Here is a 17,342-nt window from a genome sequence, read left to right as displayed (position 1 = left end):
AAAGAACCACTTATTTTAAATAAGACAAGATGGCATTATTTTCTTTTTTCTGAAAAAACTTTGGCAGCTTTCACAAAATCAATAAATAGAGGGTGTGGAGTAGCTACCGTACTTTTATATTCTGGATGATATTGTACCCCAATAAACCAAGGGTGGTCTTTAAGTTCTACCACTTCTACTAATCCTGTTTGAGGGTTAATACCAGAGCTTACTAATCCAGCAGCTTCTAATTGTTCTTTATATTCGTTGTTATATTCGTAACGATGACGATGTCTTTCACTTATTTGAGCTTTACCATATACTTTCTCAATAAGAGTGCCTGCTTTAAGCTCACAATCCCAAGCTCCTAAGCGCATGGTTCCTCCCATTTGAGTAATGTTTTTCTGACTTTCCATAATATCGATGACAGGATTTTTTGTGGTGTCATCCATTTCTGTACTGTTAGCGTCTTTAAGATTTAAGACATTTCGAGAATATTCTATGACCGCCATTTGCATTCCTAAACATATTCCAAAAAAAGGAAGGTTGTTTTCTCTAGCATAGCGAACGGCTTCAATTTTACCTTCAATTCCTCTCTCTCCAAAACCTGGCGCCACTAAAATTCCGTCAAGGCTGCTAATGATAGAATTTTTATGGTCTACATCTAAAAATTCTGAGTGTATACTTTTAATATTTACTTTTACCTCATTTTCCGCTCCAGCGTGAATAAAAGATTCTAGAATAGATTTGTAAGAATCTTGTAACTCTACATATTTACCTATAAGGCCAATTGTAATTTCTGCAGTAGGGTTTTTATGACGTTGTATAAACTGGTTCCACTGTGTTAAATCTGGCTGAGTATCGTCGGCAAGGTCTAATTTTTTTAGCGTAATAGTATCTAAGCCTTCTTCTAACATTAAATTAGGAACGTCGTAAATAGTTGAGGCATCAATAGATTGAATTACAGCTTCTTGCTTAACGTTACAAAATTGTGCTAATTTTCGTCTAAGATCATCACTTAACTCGTGCTCTGTTCTACAAACTAAAATATCAGCATTAATACCACTTTCCATTAAAGTCTTTACACTATGCTGAGTAGGTTTGGTCTTTAATTCTTTTGCAGCCGATAAATACGGAATTAAAGTAAGGTGTATTACCAAAGAATTGTGTTCTCCTAAATCCCATTTTAATTGGCGAACAGCTTCTATGTAAGGGAGTGACTCTATATCACCAACGGTACCACCAATTTCTGTAAGTACAATATCGTAATCGCCACTTTTACCTAAAATCTGAATTCTTTCCTTGATTTCATTAGTAATATGAGGAACAACTTGTACAGTTTTACCCAAAAACTCACCGCGGCGTTCTTTTTCGATCACACTTTGGTAAATACGTCCTGTAGTAACGTTATTGGCTTGTGAAGTATTTACATTTAGAAAACGTTCATAATGACCTAAATCTAAGTCAGTTTCTGCTCCATCTTCAGTTACAAAACATTCCCCATGCTCGTATGGGTTTAAAGTACCCGGATCTACGTTAATATAAGGATCTAATTTTTGAATCGTGGTTCTATAACCACGTGCTTGTAAAAGTTTTGCGAGTGAAGCTGCGATAATTCCTTTCCCTAGAGACGAAGAAACACCACCAGTTACAAAAATGTACTTAGTTTGTGCCATTTTTTGGGTTGTTTAAATATTGTCTATACGGAGCGCAAAAGTACAAATTTAATCTCGTTTATAGGAGAGAAAAATAGAATTTGACAAACATTTTGTCATCGTTATGATTACAAAGGTTTTGGGTATTTCTTACGGATATCTTTTAACAAGACTTCTAGACCGTTTATTTTTAATTCGTGTACTGCTTTAAGTTGCTTGCCAAGACTATTTTCTGGAAATCCTTTTTGAGAAAACCAGGTGTAATAAGGCTCAGGGATATCAGATAGGTACCAATTCTTATACTTACCAAAATACATTTTGGCATAAGCTAGCTTAATGAGGTCTTTAGGTTCTAGTCCGGGAATCATATGGGGCAAATGTAGGAAAACATAATTTACTTTTTTCTAAAAAAAATATCAGTGTATCTTTCCCAAAAATTATAAGGTGTACGATGTTATTGTAATAGGTTCTGGAGCAGGAGGTTTAACCAGTGCGATTTGTTTGGCAGAGCGAGGAAAAAAAGTTTTGGTTTTGGAAAAACACGATATTCCAGGAGGTTGGTGCCATAGCTTTTATGTGAACGGGCAGCGACACAGTCCGGGGCTACATTATATAGGTTTACTTGGGGAAGGAGAATCTACTAGCGATTTATATAAAAATTTAGGTATTGCCAATGATCTTACTTTCTTTAAAATGCATCCCGATGTCTATGAACGTTGTCATTTAGGAGATTATAAATTCGATTTTCCTGATAGCTATGAGAAATTAAAAATAAAACTAATAGCTCAATTTCCTGAGGAGGAAAAAGGAATCGTAAAAGTAATAGACCTTATTGATAAAGTAAATAGTCAAATTATGATGATTCCTAAACTTAAAGGTTTTTGGAATCATGTACTTATTCCTTTTCGGACTAAAGAAATGGGTAAATACGGTTTGTTTAGCTTAGAAAAAGTTCTTAAAAAGTTTATTAAAGATCCCATTCTCCGTAATATTATTTCGGTGCAATGTGGGGACCATGCGCTTCCGCCGAGTAAAGTTCCATTTCCTTTTCATTGCGCTTTGATGGGACATTATAAAAATGGGGCATATTATCCTATGGGAGGAGGAGGAGCTTTAGTAAAAGCATAGACTAATCGACTTAGGGCTTTAGGAGCGGAAATAAGAACTAGAAGCGGAGTAAAGAAAATTCTGCTTCAGCAAAATAAAGCGATAGGCGTAGAATTAGAAAATGCAAAACAACTTTTTGCAGAAAATATTATTAGCAATGCCGATCCACATACTACATTCCAAAGGCTTATAGGAAAAGAAAATTTAAACAAAAAACTTCAAAAAAAATTAGCTAAAACTACTTATTCGCTCACTTCACTTATCCTATTCTTAACTGTAGATATAGATATGACAAAACACGGAATGCATAGTGGAAATATTTGGCGTTTTACTGAAGTAAATATTGATAACGCTTTAAGCGGAATAATAAACACCCCTTTATTAGAATTAAAAGAATTACCTGCGATGTTTATTAGTTGCACTACTTTAAAAGATCCTACTAGTTTTGATGGGAAACATCACAATTTTGAAGTAGTCACCTTAATAGACTATGAACAGTTTAAACCTTATGAGCATTTAGGAAAAAATCGAAATGAAGATTACCAAAACTTCAAAAAACAGTTATGTGATTTATTTATGGTTTCTTTAGAAAAAGAATTTCCGGGTATTACAAATCACATGGTTCATATTGATTTAGGGACCCCATTGACCAATGAATATTATATCAATTCTACACGGGGGAATATTTACGGTATAGAAAAAACCTTAAAGCAAATAGGTCCGTTTGCTTTTAAACCTCAATCCCCCTTTAAGAATCTCTATTTAACTGGTGCGAGCATAATGTCTCATGGAGTTGCAGGAGCAGCACATAGTGGAGTAGCTACGGCTGCTAAAATATTGGGAGAGCGTCCAGAAGAATTACTTCAGGTTAAAGCAGATCAAAAACTCAGAATTTTAGAAGCAGAAGATGATACTCAATGGCCACAGGATGTAAAAAGAAAAATAGTACAAAAACAGAAAAAGTTCCGTGAAAGCGGGGATATAATAATTTAACTCCCTATCTTATAATCTAATTTTAATATTATTGTCCTTTTTTAAAGGTTTATATTGTGTAAATAGGTGAGCAAAAAGCTATTTTTTATATTCTTACTTCTCAAAATTTTCTATGTTTCATCCCAGGAATTAGTAGAAAGTGATACGTTACACGTAAATTATTTAGGGCAAGATAAAGGTTTACTTCAACTTAATTCTAAGGCGATAGTAAGAGATAGTTTAGGTTTTTTATGGGTAGGAACCGAGGATGGTTTACATAAATTTGATGGATATACGTTTACCCCAAATGTACACAATCCTAATAAGAACAATTCCTTACAAGATGACCATATTAGAGGCTTATTAGCCTTAAAAGATACTTTATTTATTGCTTCTAATTCTGAAGGAATTTTAGGTTATCAATTATCCCAAAACAATTATTTTTCTATTTCCTTTTCGAAAAAAAAATTAAATGAAAAGATAGCCTATGACGTTTTTCTACTAAATAGAAGGTCTGTACTTTTTAGCTTAAATAATAATTTTGTGATTTATGATGTGATTACAAAAGAGACACAAGTATTTAACTTACCCAAAAAAAAGAAGGAAAATTTTATAAATTCTGTATTAAGTTTAGATGAGGAAAATTTTTTGTTAGGTACTTCAGAAAGTGGATTGCTTCAATTTAATCTTAAAAATAAAAAATTAAAAGCATACGCTCTTTTTCAAGAGAATGATGTAGAAAGCTTACTTTTTATCAAGGATCAAATATTTGTAGGGAATCATAGAGGTATATCTATTATTGATTCGGGAAAACTACTTGAACATATTGCTTTACCAGAAGTAAGGTGCTTTTATCTATTTTCTACGACTCAGCTCTTAATAGGAACTGAAACTGGACTTTATAGTTATGATTTAGAACTTAAAAAGTTACAAAAACAAATTTTAAAATCTGACACCAAAAAAATCTATGGAAATGTAGGTATCAACGATATTGTTGGAGATAAAAAAGGAAACCTATGGATTGGTACAGAGGGAGAAGGAGTTATTTATCATAATAAATTTCAAAGAAAATTCCACACCTTAAAAATTAAACTCAAGGAATATCCACACCACGAAAATATAAGTTCATTTCAATTTTTAGCAGATGACGATGATTTATGGATAGGAACTGAACTAGGTATTGTGAAATATAAAGATTTATCACAAGAGTTTAAATTATATGATGAAGCCAAAGAGAGCCTTATTTATACAATTAGAAAAGATAAAAATAAGAATCTTTGGGTTGGAGGTTTTAATACGGGTCTATTAAAATATAATGAGAAAGATGATTCTTTTAAGCGGTTTCTCCACGATGCTAACAACTCTTCGTCAATTTCAAATAATGATGTTATTGAAATTATTCCTATAGATGAAAATACGTTATGGGTTTGTACTTGGACGGGTGGTATTAATGAATTTGATCTTAAAAATGAAGAGTTTAAACCTCTACAAATTAACAAGAAACCATTACATCGAGCTCGGATTGCTTATCAGGATTCTCAAGGTTATCTATGGATAGGAAGTGATGAAGGCCTTTTTAAAATGAAAGAAGAGAAATTAATCTCTATTTTTTCAAATGATGAGGATGATACAAAAAAGTTAATCAATGACCGAATTTTCGCTATTACAGAAGATAAAAATCAAAATATTTGGGTAGGGACAGCTGCAGGAATTTCAAAAATTGAAAACGGTGAAAAGTCTGTTGCTCACTACGGAAAGCAAAAAGGTTTGCCGAATGATTTTATTTACAGCTTGATGGTTGATGAAGCCAATCAGCTATGGATGGGTAGCAATCATGGGGTTTCGGTTTTTAATCAGGAAACAGAAAACTTTAAAAATTTTACCGAAAAAGATGGTCTACAAAACAATGAGTTTAATGGTAAAGCTGGTTATAAAGATGAAAATGGTAATTTTTATTTTGGCGGCATGCGAGGCATAAATATTTTTAAGCCTGAGCAAATTAAAGAGAATCCACATTTACCAGAAGTCTATATTCATCAAATAGATTTATTTAATGTACCTATAGAAAGAAATGAACTTTATGCAAATCACTTATATTTTAAAAGTAAAGAGAATGTGCTAACACTTCATTATACTAGTCTTAATTATCTTAATCCAGAGAAAATAAATTATAAATATATTTTAGAAGGGTTTGATAAAGATTGGCGAAGTGTCACTCAAGAAAAAAGTACAACTTATACCAACTTACCACCAGGAGAATATACTTTTTATGTCACGTCTACCAATGATGTAGGAAAGTGGAGCGATAGCTGTGATGAGATTAAAATAACTATAGTTCCTCCTTGGTATCAAAGTATTTGGTTTAAGATATTAGCTATTTTAATTATCATTTTGCTCTTAATTTTGTTCTACTACTTAAAAACAAAAAAACTAAAAAAAGATAAATTAATACTCGAAAATAAGGTGGTTGAAAGAACCCAAAGTTTAAAAGAAACTAATGAAAAACTAAAACTGTCTTTTGCCAGTTTGGAAGAAAAAAATAATAATATTCAATTCTTGATGAAAGAATTAGATCATCGAGTAAAGAATAATCTTCAAATAGTTTCTAGTTTTTTAAATATTCAAGCGAACAGTATTACAAATGATGAAGCTAGACAAATTTTAATGGTAGCGAAGAATAGAATTTCCTCTATTTCAATAATTCAAGATTTATTATCCCAAAAACAAGATGAGCTTATCTTACCGGATTTCATTAAAATATTTACTGAAAAAATCTTAAACTTATTAGGTGATAAATCTGAGAGGAAGTTTACCATAACTTATAGATTAGAGAAAAATACACAGCCTATAAAAGTAAATAGTATTTTAATAGGACTTATATTAAATGAATTGATTACTAATATTTACAAATATGCTTTTCCAGGTTACAGAGCTGAAAACAATGTGGTTATTGTTTGTCAAATCGAAAATGAAAAAATTAAACTACAAGTAAAAGATAACGGAGTTGGTATTTCTAATGAAAATAGAAGCTCCTCTTCTTTAGGACTTGAAATTGTAGAAGAAATGATAGAGCAACTAAATGGTACATTTAGCATAAGCTCTTTAAACGGAGTTGAAGTTTCAATTAATATCCCTTATAATTAATGATGACAGAACGTATTTTATTTATAGAAGATGAATTTCTAATAGCAAAAGATATTCAGCTTTTATTGCAAAAAGAAGCAAAATATATAGTAGATATTGCCAAAACTCCAGTCAAGGCATTAGAGTTATTTCAATTTAACGACTATCAATTAATCATTTCTGATATTAATTTGCAGTGTGACAAAGATGGTATTGAGATTGTAAAAGAACTTAAAGAGATAAAAATAGTTCCTGTAATTTATTTGACAGCTTATAAAGAGGAGTCTTTTTTAGAACGTGCTAAAGAAACCATGCCTTTTGCTTATCTATTAAAGCCGTTTCAAGAAGATCAATTAAAAGTGACTATACAATTAGCACTTTTAAACTATAAAAATACAATTGCAGGTGAAAAGGAAGATATAGAAAACACAAAGAAAATAGAAAATCTTACCACTAGAGAAAAAGAGGTACTCGTAACTTTAGCTACGGGAAAAACCAGTAAAGAAATAGCAGAAGCCCTTTGTGTGTCTTATCATACGATAGAAAAACACAAGAAAAATATTAAAGAAAAATTAGGTTTTCATACCATTGCAGAACTGGTAAAATTCACTTTTTCATCAAAACTATATAAGGTTTATTAATACTTCACGGTTTTGTTTTGCTGATTGGTTTGTTGGAGGAATTCTCTAATATCATCATTAGCAGTTTTTAAATCCGCTTGACGGACATACATCATATGTCCACTATGATAAGTTTTAAACTGAATTCTATCTGTTAACTGTCCGCTAGGATCTATCTGACTCATCGTATACTTAGAATGAAAATAAGTGGTAGCGCCATCATAATACCCTGTTTGGAAAAGTACATTTAGATACGGGTTTTCTGCCATTGCTTTTCGTAATTGTTCTCTAGTGTTATTTCCACGATTATCCCAAGGATGAACAGAACCAAACATATTGTACTTTAAATCGGTTTTAAAGTTAAGATGCTCTCGCATATAATAATTAATAGCAGGCGTAAAAGAATGCAGCCAAGACGCTAGCTCGGGACTGTAATCTGGACTATTTCCTGCTAACTTTCTATCAATACCTAAATAACGAGAATCTAGTCTACCAATCGTATGGCCAGATTTTTCTCTTAAAAGTTCTTTCCAAAAAACTATAGAAGGAAGATCTAAATTATGTTGAAGAATCACTTTTTTAGAAATACCGGTGTAGCTTGCCATCTGTGTAGCAATTTTTTCCTTATCGGAAGTAGAAAGCATAGAGCCTTTAGCTAAAGCAGGAAGTAAGACATCTAACGCATACTCTTCTATTTCTGGTAAAATAAGCTCAAGCTCTTTTGATTGAAAATTTGAAGATAAGGCTTTATGATACCAAGCTGCTGCTGAATAATAAGGTAAAAATAAAGATGATGACAAGGCCGTATCAGAATCGAAAGTAAGATAATCGGCTGGCGAAACTAATATTACTCCGTTAAGATACATCCATTGTTGCTCTTGCAAAGCTAAAGCAAGTCCAGAAACACGAGTTCCGCCATAGCTTTCTCCAATTAGGTATTTCGGCGAAAGCCAGAGATTGTTTCTGCTAACAAAGTTATCTAACCAGCTCGCCAAGTATTTAATATCTGCATTTATCCCGAAAAATAAATCTCTATTGGGTTCTTTGTCATCCACTTTTAAAGTTCTAGAGTAACCTGTATTTACAGGATTAATATATACAATATCGGCAACATTTAAAATAGAGTAGGGGTTATCTTTCAAGCCATAAGGTTGTACAGGATAACCTTCTTCACTTAAATTTAGAACTTTTGGTCCGGTGTAAGCAATATGCATCCAGGCAGAAGCAGATCCAGGTCCGCCATTAAAAGAAATTAAAAGAGGTCTCTGGTTATTAGCATCATCTTTTTTTTCTTGTTTTTTATAGTAAGTATAATGTAGAGTAGCGATGGCTTTATTCTCATTATTCCAAACGGGTTGCATTCCTGTAGTTGCGGTATAATTTATTTTTGCACCGTTAATGGTTGCTAAGTGTTTTGTAGTAATAGTAGTATCTATAGGTACTTTAATTTCTTGTGCATGTGTAAAACAAGAAAAAAAAATGAAAAGAAAAAGTAGCTTTTTTGCAACCATGTTAATTTTTATTTGATAAATGAAAGAATTAAAAATACTCAATTTTCAATAGTTAAAAGAACGTAAATTGGTATATTATTAACGAAAGGGAAATTAATAATTATTAATTTGGCATAAACTAAAAACCAATTAATTATGTCATTACTAACAATTATTTTAAATATTTTATTACCACCGTTAGCTGTATTTTTAAAACACGGCTTAGGAACAACTTTTTTGATTAGTGTTCTTTTAACGGTTGTAGGTTGGCTACCTGGTGTTATTCATGCATTTTATGTAAATAACTAGGTCTAGGTAAAATAATTTACAAACTCTAAAGAGAGACTTCAGAGAAAATTTTACCAAAGAAGATGAAAGTTTCTTTAGCTTTATTAATGGCTAAGCTCTCTTCTTCAAGGCTGTAGTCTTTCTTTAGGGTTTTACTAAAGGAATTCCATTGCTTAACTTGATCTCTATCACCACTAAAAAAAATAGGTTTAGGTAACTCTTCCAAGTTTTTGCATAAAGGAATATTTTTAGCAATAAACACACCGCCAAGAGCAGAACCATCGACCACATATTTAGCTCCTAATGATTCGATTGTATTATTTAAAGTAAATAGATTTTCAAACTTTAATATATTTCTTTGAATTACATCTTCATTGATGTTTAATGCAGAAAGATCTTCTAATAGCAGTTCGCTTTTAAGAGGTTTTTTAATATCAACATAGTTGCTTATTTGCCGTTCAGTAATTGCGTAAGCAACATAATTTTGAAGTAAAAGCAACTTGTATTCATCAATTTCTATTTTATGATTTATAATAAGATAAGCTAAATTCTTTTTTTCTATATTTTCATGGAGTTCTTTAGTGGCTTCTCTTAATTTATCAATCATTATTTAAATCTATTTTATTAATTTTTTTTCTAATTTCAAAAATACTTTTTCTTTGTTCTTCATTGTCATATTTCATATGATCTAAGTAACTGTAGATTTGATTGACAGCAATTTTATTTTTCCTTACTTTTTCTCTTAAATCCTCTTTTTCGATCATTTCAAAAATTACCCTTTTTAAAAGAGGTTCTAATTTTTCTGAAAGAATATTCATGTGCTTTTTAAGTATATAACCCGAAGCACCAGCAAGAATAGTATTAGCTGCTAATTCTTCATCATTAATGGTTCCTGTTATAAAAATAAGCGGAATATTAGCATCGATATCTTGAGTGGTAGTTAATACATCTAAACCCGTACAGGTTGGTAAATTATAGTCAGAAAGGACAACATCTGGGATGTAATTATGAAGAGCATGTGTAGCGTCTTCTATGTTATCTACAACTTTTATTTCAAAATTTTCAACAATTTTTTTTAGTTGAAAGGTGATGAGTTCGGCATCTGTTTTTTCATCCTCTACTAAGAGAATTCTAAGCTTTGTATTGATCATAAATTAAATACTAATATTCAACATTCAACTAGCGAGTAAAAATACAATATTAAGCGTTACCGAAATTAAAAAAGAACGTAGTTCCCTCATTTAACTTAGTTTCTACCCATATCTTTCCTTCGTGTAGATCTATAGATTTTTTAACGATAGCTAACCCAATTCCTGAACCTTCATAATCCGCTGAAGCTAATCTAGTAAAGACATTAAAAATTTTATCTATGTACTTTTCATCTATGCCTATTCCATTATCTTTTACAAAGTAAGCTTTAGATTCTTCTTTATAGCCTATTTCTACAAAAGGTTCTTTTTGGTTTTGGCTGTACTTAATTGCATTGGTAATTAAGTTTGCACAAACCTGAGTTACCATTCTCGAATCGGCAAATACTTTGGGTAAGTTTTTTTCAGCTTTAATTTGAGTTTGAGGATAATTGATTTTTAAATTTGAAGAATTTATAATCTCAAAAACAACAGCGTTTAAGTCTACCGGGATTCTTCTAATATCTTGCCTTCCTATTTTAGAGTAAGATAAAATATCGTCAATTAAAACGTCCATTTTTTTAGATGATGAGATGATGGTTTCTAAGGCATGCGTAGAATAATCATCATCTTCTAAATTTAGATGCTCTTTCAAAATCCTAGCATAGCCGTCAATCCCTCGAAGTGGAGCTCGTAAATCGTGAGAAACGCTATAACTAAAAGTTTCTAATTCTTTATTGACTCTTTTTAGCTTGTTGTTAAGAAGCTTTATTTTTTCTTTTTGTTTTTTAACTAAAACTGTATTTATATTCTCTTGCAATTTAGCAGCAGCTTCAATTTCAGAATTTTCCCACACTTTAGAGCTACCTGCAACTTTTTCTGACCATTTTTCAAATGACTTTCTAGGATGTAAATAGGTGACCCCATCTTTTACATATCCATTTTTTTCAGGATTGCCGCCCCACTCAATGGTGGTAATAATTTCTGGTCTAAACCAGATGATAAAGTCTTTAAAATTAGCATCTAAACTTATAGCCAAAATACCTGATGCCGTTTTTGTATACGCTTCCGCGGAAGCAAAATGAGAACTTAAACTTTCAGTAAAATAAATAGATTTTTTTTGTTTAGCCAAGTGCTCACGGATGAGGATTTCTATTTCTTTTTTAAGCGGAGTGCCGCCTAAAACATTAATTTTATTCTTTCTAACCAACGCAACTCCGCCGCAATCAATAAAATCTTTCAGGTTGGGCTGATAGTTGAGCAGAGCTTCTTTAAACTTAGAAACACTTTGCATTTGTAGCATAAGTTTTTTTCTTAAGGTTTCTAGTTGTTTACTGCTGCTTACATATTTTTTGGTATCTAATAAATTAATTTGATTAGCAAAAACTTGGGTCAGAAATTTACAGCTTTGTCGCTGAAAATAATCTACCGTTTTAGCTTTGTAATGATGACAGGTGATAAGCCCCCACAGTTTACCATTTACTATAATCGAGGTAGTTAAAGAAGCATTTACTTTCATGTTCTTTAAGTATTCGATATGAATAGGAGATACACCTCTAAGTTCAGAATTGGTAAGGTTGATTGGTGGCTGCAGATTAGAATTATCAAGTGAAAGAATAGGTGAGGGTTTATAATAAACATCACTTATAATTCTAACGCCTTGTTTTAAAAAGATTTCTCTTGCAGGTTTAGGTATATCGCTGGCAGGATACCGTAACCCCAGCCACGTTTCTAAATTTTCATCCTTAGTTTCGGCAATCACTTCTCCGTTCCAATCTTTGTCAAAACGATATAACATCACGCGATTGTACCCAAAAATATTCTTTATAAGTTGAGTTGCTATTTGACTGGTTTCCTTTAAAGAAGTGGTTTTCTCTATCTGACTTAAAATGTTATTAAGCTGTTGCTGAAAGGTAAAAGAAGGGAGTTTATCTTCTTGTTTCTCAACATCTATAATTACTTTATCATCGCTTAAATGCGGAATTAATAGAAAATTTTCTCTGCCTTTCTCAAACGTGTAAGTAGACAAGATTATATTGGCTTCTAATTCTTTTTTTAATTGAATAATGAAATCATCAGGAAATAAATCACTTAAAGAATGGAAGCTAGATAGATTATCTGTTTGTAAAAAGCTACTTAGGTTTTCGCTATAATTTACTACTGCGTAAGATTTCATATCGATTACAACCAAGGCTCCGTGTGGCTGTATGTGCCCTATAATATGAATAGGCTCCTTATCACAATTTGTTAAATTGGTAGCAGTTATGATTTTTTCTTGATCCTGCATTTTTTATTTCGCCTTTAATTTAAAGTAAAAGGTACTTCCCACTCCTACTTGAGATTCTACCCATATATTTCCTTTATGTAGAGCTACAATTTTTTCTACGTGGGCTAAACCGACTCCTGTACCTTCATATTTTTCTTGAGTAGGTACACGGTTAAAAATGGTAAAAATATTTTTTTGATCTTCTTTAGATATTCCTATCCCATTGTCCATAATAGAGAACACATAAAAATCTCCTTCTTTAAATGAAGAAATTCTAATTTCTGGTTCTTTATTTTTTGCCTTGTATTTAAGAGAGTTACTTATTAAATTTTGAAATAATAATCTTAACTCTACTTCATAACCAGTTATTTTAGGTAAGCTACCAGAATAAATTTTAGCATTGGTTTCTTTTATTCTCTTTCCTAAATCATATTTCACTACTTCTACGATTTCTTTGGTATTTACAATTTGCTTTTGAGTATTTCTCCCAATTCTAGAGTGTTCTAATAAAGCTTTTATTTGTTGAGAAAGCCTATCTGAAGCTTGATCTATATAAGAAATATATTCTCGACCTTTATCATCTAACCGATTACCATATATTTTACCTAAAATATCACTACCAAATTTAATGGTAGAAAGTGGTTCTTGTAAATCGTGAGAACAAATAGAAACAAATTGTTCTAAATCTTTATTAGCACGTTGTAAGGCAATTTTTTGCTTATTTAGTTTTCTTTGAATGTCTTTTAGTTCAGAAACATCAACACACGTAAACCTATTAGTAATACCATTACCATTTTCATCTAACTCTACATTTGAGCTCATCATAATTGGTATAATGTCTCCTTTTTTAGTAAGCATTTTCAACTCAATATTTTTTAATTCCCCTTTTTCCTGAAAAATTTTATCGAGTTTAAGAGCTTCTAATTGTGCTTCATCTTCATACAGATTATACATGTTATGCCCAATTATTTCATCTTTAGATTCGTAGCCCAGTCTTTCTACAGCTTCTAAATTACACTGAACAATTTTTGAAGTTTGAGGATCTACGCTAAAGTGCATAACAGGATCTTCTTCATAAAAAGATTTAAATCGTTTTTCACTTGCAACTAGTTTATCTTTAGCAACTTGTAAAGATTCAACATCAATAAAAGTGATCACGACTCCTTCAGCTTGATCTTTTGAATTGATAAATGAAGATATGCGTTGTAAATAATTTTTACCTTCTCGTGATATAATATTCTTTTCTAGGGTTTTGCCCGTTTTAAGAACTTTCTTACATCTATTTACTAATATGTTTCTTCTTTGTAAACCAAAACTATTTGTAAAGTTGTCAATTGGTCGGCCTACATCAGAATTTAAAAGACTAAAGTGTTTTTGAATAGCTGGAGTAAATTTTCTAATTTTTAAATCCTTATCTAAAAATATAGTTCCAATATCTGTGCTTTCTAAAAGATTGTTCATATCCGCGTTAAGCTGAGCGAGATCTTCCATTTTTTGAACATTCTCAGCATTAACTGTATTAATTTCTTCATTAACACTTTGTAACTCTTCGTTAGTGCTTTGAAGTTCTTCATTAGATGCTAATAGCTCTTCATTAGCTGCTTGAAGTTCTGCATTACTAGTTTCGAGTTCTTCTAAAGATGTTTGTAATTCTTCTTGTGTTTTCTTTAGCTCTTCTTCAATTTCGTTGATATATTCTCGATTTCTTCCAGAATTTGTTAGCGTATGTGCTTCTTCAAATTTTGAATAATCTACTTTTTTCTCTACAAAAGTGATGGAAAAAGTATCTCCTATATCGGAATTATTTTGTGAAAATGGTTTAATGAAAATATCTGCAGCTTTTTTCTCGTCATTATCGTTGTAAAAAGCATTTCTGTAAATAATTTCTTGATTGGTTTTTGAAGCTTTTCTAATACTAGATTGTACAATAGGTTTAAGTTCATCACCTATCATTTCTAATAAATTAATTGAAAAACCTTGCGTGGGGAGGTTAGCATATTTTCTAAATTCACCTATGGCTTGAAGAATATTGTAATTTTTATCAATAAAAACACTTGCTCCACCAAAATGATTTAAAATAGTTTGATTAAAATTTTCTAAAAATCGCTGTTTTCTCGGATTTATCCTTGTTGAGTTTTCTTGAATATTCTCTCGTTTCACACTATGAATTTGATTGGTGGAAGTTTTTAATATTTCTGTTTTCAATCTGTGTCTCGGTTGTGTATTTTTAAATATTTTCCATTTTCTATCTATAGCCTCAAAATCATCTTGATGAGTATGAATGCTTTCGCTAGTTCCTAAAACCAAAAAACCATTTTCTTTTAGACTATAGTGAAGAACGTTTAATGCTTTCTGTTGAATACTAGGTTGAAAGTAGATGAGTAAATTTCTACATAGCACCATATCCATTTTACTAAATGGAGGGTTTTTGATAATATTGTGTTTAGAGAATACGACCATTCGTCTAAGCTCCTCTACAACTTGATAACTTTCATTTACAGGAATTAGATATTTTTGAAATAAATATGGGTCTATATCACTAATGATATTATGGTTATAGATTGCAGCACTTCCAATATCAAGATGGTCTTCTGCAATATCAGTAGCAAAGATTTTAACCTCTATATCTTTTCCTTGTTTTTCAATTTCCTCATTGATGATTATTGCTAGTGAATAAGCCTCTTCACCAGTACTACAAGCGACATCCCATATTTTTAAGGTATTGCCATCTTGAGTTTTTTCTACCAGTTCGGGTATAACTTTAGTGGTAAGAATTTCCCAAACTTCAGTATCTCTAAAAAATTTAGTTACGCCAATTAAAAACTCTTTAGCTAAACAAACTATTTCTTTTTCATTAGATTTTAATAGCGTAAAATACTCATCAAAAGAAGAACATTTGCATACATGAATTCTACGGAGTAATCTTCGGGCGAGCGTAGTATGTTTATATTCCGTAAAGTCTAAATCAATAACCTGATTTACTAAATGTAAAATTTTAGACATTACAGTTTTACTATAAATTATATCATTTTCTTGGTTTTCCTGGAAGGACTCTAAAGATTTGATGAAGCTTGTAATTTCACTTCCCATATCTTCGACAGGTAATATATAGTCAACTAACCCTGTTCTTATAGCACTTTTTGGCATGCCATCAAACTTAGATTGATTAGGGTCTTGCACAATTACTACACCATCATTTTCTTTTATAGCTTTAACTCCGCTTGTCCCATCACTACCTGTACCACTTAAAATTACCGCTATAGCTTTTTCCTTTCTTGAATGAGCAAGAGATTCTAAAAAAAGATCTATAGGCAAATTTAGTTTTTGATCTTTAGGTTTTTCTAGTAGATGTAATTTATTGTTTTCTAAAACTAAATTATTTACAGGAGGGATTAAATAAATATGACCAGGTAGAAGATCACTATTATCTTCAATTTGTTTAATAACAAGGGAGGTAGACTTAGCCAGTAACTCACCCATCATACTTTTGTAATCTGGAGATAAGTGCTGAATAACTACATAACTATTATTATCGTTATCTGATAAATTGCTAAAAAACAATTTTAAAGCCTCTAACCCTCCAGCACTAGCACCTATAGCTATAATATGCTGACTTGAAGCGGCGTTGGAATTCCTAATAATATCTTTAATCATTACTTAGTTTAATTAGCCTAAAATCTATAAAAATAATAATTTTTAAAACATAGTGCTGCCATATGTGCTTAATAAAATAACACAAAGACTATAAGTTTTGAGTAAAATTTAAGTAAAAGAGGGGGGAGGTTACCTAGGAATATGTTTATTTACAAGCTTAATATACTCTTTTTTAGCTTCATTTGAGCTTAAGTTTTTTACTTGAAAAATGGCATTCATTTTAAATGCTGTAATTAGTTGCTCGTCATCAGGGTTAGCTAAATTATAAATTTCAGAATCATTGGTAGCTCTTTTGTAATATGCATAAAAATGAAGCATTAAATCGGGAGGAAAACGTAGCTTAGTATGAGTAGCTCTTTCATAAGCTTCTTGAAACTCTACCTCTAGCTTTTTATTGTTATCCATTATTTACTGTTTTGCAATCACACTCACTCCACCTTTCACCTTTTCATTAAGCTTAACGTTGAGTTTAGTATTTAACGGAAGATATAAATCTACACGAGAACCAAATTTTATAAATCCACTATCATCACCTTGTACAGCTTTGTCATTAACTTTTGCGTAATTAACAATTCGTTTAGCCAATGCTCCAGCAACTTGTCTATATAATATCTCACCAAATGCTTTATTTTTCACAACAACCGTCGTTCTTTCGTTTTCTTCGCTAGATTTAGGGTGCCAAGCTACTAAGTATTTTCCTGGGTGATATTTACTATAAGTAACAACCCCGTTTACAGGGTATCTAGTAACGTGTACATTAATTGGAGACATAAATACTGAAACCTGTAATCTTTTCTCGTTAAAAAATTCTTTTTCAAATACTTCTTCTATAACTACTACTTTACCATCAACTGGAGAAACAATAGTAGAGTCATTTATAACCGTTTTTCTTTGCGGATTTCTAAAAAACTGTACAACGAGTAAAAAAAGTACTGCTGTAATAATTAATACGGCACTTTGCAGCCATAAGATATCAATAAATGAATAGCTTAAAATATTGATAATTAAAAAAGCTAATAATGAAAACCCTAATATTTTATAACCTTCTTTATGAAACATAA

At 31.3% G+C, this 17,342-nt stretch carries 13 protein-coding genes and 1 pseudogene; 5 read left to right on the top strand and 9 right to left on the bottom strand.

Annotated features, from left to right (window positions below; all coding sequences use genetic code 11):
* Positions 1 to 35: 35 nt before the first annotated feature.
* Both FT986_RS10785 and FT986_RS10780 read right to left on the bottom strand, forming a co-directional pair.
* The gene (locus FT986_RS10785) at positions 36 to 1,655 is read right to left on the bottom strand and encodes a CTP synthase (protein WP_147865058.1); all 1,620 of its coding nucleotides are present in this window, start codon (positions 1,653 to 1,655) and stop codon (positions 36 to 38) included.
* 107 nt (positions 1,656 to 1,762) lie between these two features.
* On the bottom strand, positions 1,763 to 2,002 hold the full coding sequence (locus FT986_RS10780) for a DUF3820 family protein (RefSeq protein WP_111541581.1): 240 nt from the start codon (positions 2,000 to 2,002) through the stop codon (positions 1,763 to 1,765).
* A gap of 76 nt (positions 2,003 to 2,078) precedes the next feature.
* On the opposite strand from FT986_RS10780, the gene FT986_RS16180 reads away from it, so the two are divergent.
* The 4 genes and pseudogenes from FT986_RS16180 (at position 2,079) to FT986_RS10765 (ending at position 7,477) form a co-directional block, all read left to right on the top strand.
* A complete protein-coding gene (locus FT986_RS16180; RefSeq protein WP_255505947.1) occupies positions 2,079 to 2,762 on the top strand; it encodes an NAD(P)/FAD-dependent oxidoreductase in 684 nt (227 codons plus the stop codon).
* Between the two features lie 24 nt (positions 2,763 to 2,786).
* A pseudogene (locus FT986_RS16175) lies at positions 2,787 to 3,734 on the top strand (phytoene desaturase family protein); the annotation flags it as partial.
* 66 nt (positions 3,735 to 3,800) lie between these two features.
* Positions 3,801 to 6,857, top strand: a complete 3,057-nt coding sequence (locus tag FT986_RS10770; RefSeq protein ID WP_147865057.1) for a two-component regulator propeller domain-containing protein — start codon at positions 3,801 to 3,803, stop codon at positions 6,855 to 6,857.
* Positions 6,857 to 7,477 (top strand): response regulator, encoded by a 621-nt coding sequence (locus tag FT986_RS10765; protein ID WP_147865056.1) that lies wholly within the window; start codon positions 6,857 to 6,859, stop codon positions 7,475 to 7,477. The genes FT986_RS10770 and FT986_RS10765 overlap by 1 nt, the downstream gene beginning before the upstream one ends.
* On the opposite strand, the gene FT986_RS10760 is transcribed toward FT986_RS10765, so the two are convergent.
* The gene (locus FT986_RS10760; RefSeq protein ID WP_147865055.1) at positions 7,474 to 8,967 is read right to left on the bottom strand and encodes a S10 family peptidase; all 1,494 of its coding nucleotides are present in this window, start codon (positions 8,965 to 8,967) and stop codon (positions 7,474 to 7,476) included. The genes FT986_RS10765 and FT986_RS10760 overlap by 4 nt on opposite strands.
* Positions 8,968 to 9,102: 135 nt before the next feature.
* On the opposite strand from FT986_RS10760, the gene FT986_RS10755 reads away from it, so the two are divergent.
* On the top strand, positions 9,103 to 9,255 hold the full coding sequence (locus tag FT986_RS10755) for a YqaE/Pmp3 family membrane protein (protein ID WP_147865054.1): 153 nt from the start codon (positions 9,103 to 9,105) through the stop codon (positions 9,253 to 9,255).
* 25 nt (positions 9,256 to 9,280) lie between these two features.
* Here FT986_RS10755 and FT986_RS10750 read toward each other — a convergent pair whose 3' ends face one another.
* From FT986_RS10750 to FT986_RS10725, 6 genes are all read right to left on the bottom strand, one after another.
* Positions 9,281 to 9,841 carry a biliverdin-producing heme oxygenase gene (locus FT986_RS10750; protein WP_147865053.1) on the bottom strand — a complete coding sequence of 187 codons (561 nt, stop codon included), beginning with the start codon at positions 9,839 to 9,841 and terminating at the stop codon, positions 9,281 to 9,283.
* Complete coding sequence (locus tag FT986_RS10745; protein ID WP_147865052.1) at positions 9,834 to 10,385, bottom strand: response regulator; 552 nt, start codon at positions 10,383 to 10,385, stop codon at positions 9,834 to 9,836. Before FT986_RS10745 ends, FT986_RS10750 begins: the two co-directional genes overlap by 8 nt.
* A 49-nt stretch (positions 10,386 to 10,434) precedes the next feature.
* Positions 10,435 to 12,648 (bottom strand): ATP-binding protein, encoded by a 2,214-nt coding sequence (locus FT986_RS10740; RefSeq protein WP_147865051.1) that lies wholly within the window; start codon positions 12,646 to 12,648, stop codon positions 10,435 to 10,437.
* Positions 12,649 to 12,651: 3 nt separating this feature from the next.
* A complete protein-coding gene (locus FT986_RS10735) occupies positions 12,652 to 16,281 on the bottom strand; it encodes a CheR family methyltransferase (RefSeq protein ID WP_147865050.1) in 3,630 nt (1,209 codons plus the stop codon).
* Between the two features lie 129 nt (positions 16,282 to 16,410).
* Positions 16,411 to 16,686 carry an acyl-CoA-binding protein gene (locus tag FT986_RS10730; RefSeq protein ID WP_147865049.1) on the bottom strand — a complete coding sequence of 92 codons (276 nt, stop codon included), beginning with the start codon at positions 16,684 to 16,686 and terminating at the stop codon, positions 16,411 to 16,413.
* Positions 16,687 to 16,689: 3 nt separating this feature from the next.
* Positions 16,690 to 17,340 (bottom strand): phosphatidylserine decarboxylase family protein, encoded by a 651-nt coding sequence (locus tag FT986_RS10725; RefSeq protein WP_147865048.1) that lies wholly within the window; start codon positions 17,338 to 17,340, stop codon positions 16,690 to 16,692.
* Positions 17,341 to 17,342 lie beyond the last annotated feature (2 nt).

Origin of the sequence: Mesonia sp. K4-1, assembly GCF_008017825.1 — a bacterium.
GTDB lineage: Bacteria > Bacteroidota > Bacteroidia > Flavobacteriales > Flavobacteriaceae > Mesonia.
The sequence above is the reverse complement of the archived record's forward strand: the minus strand, read 5'-3'. Positions and strand labels throughout refer to the sequence as shown.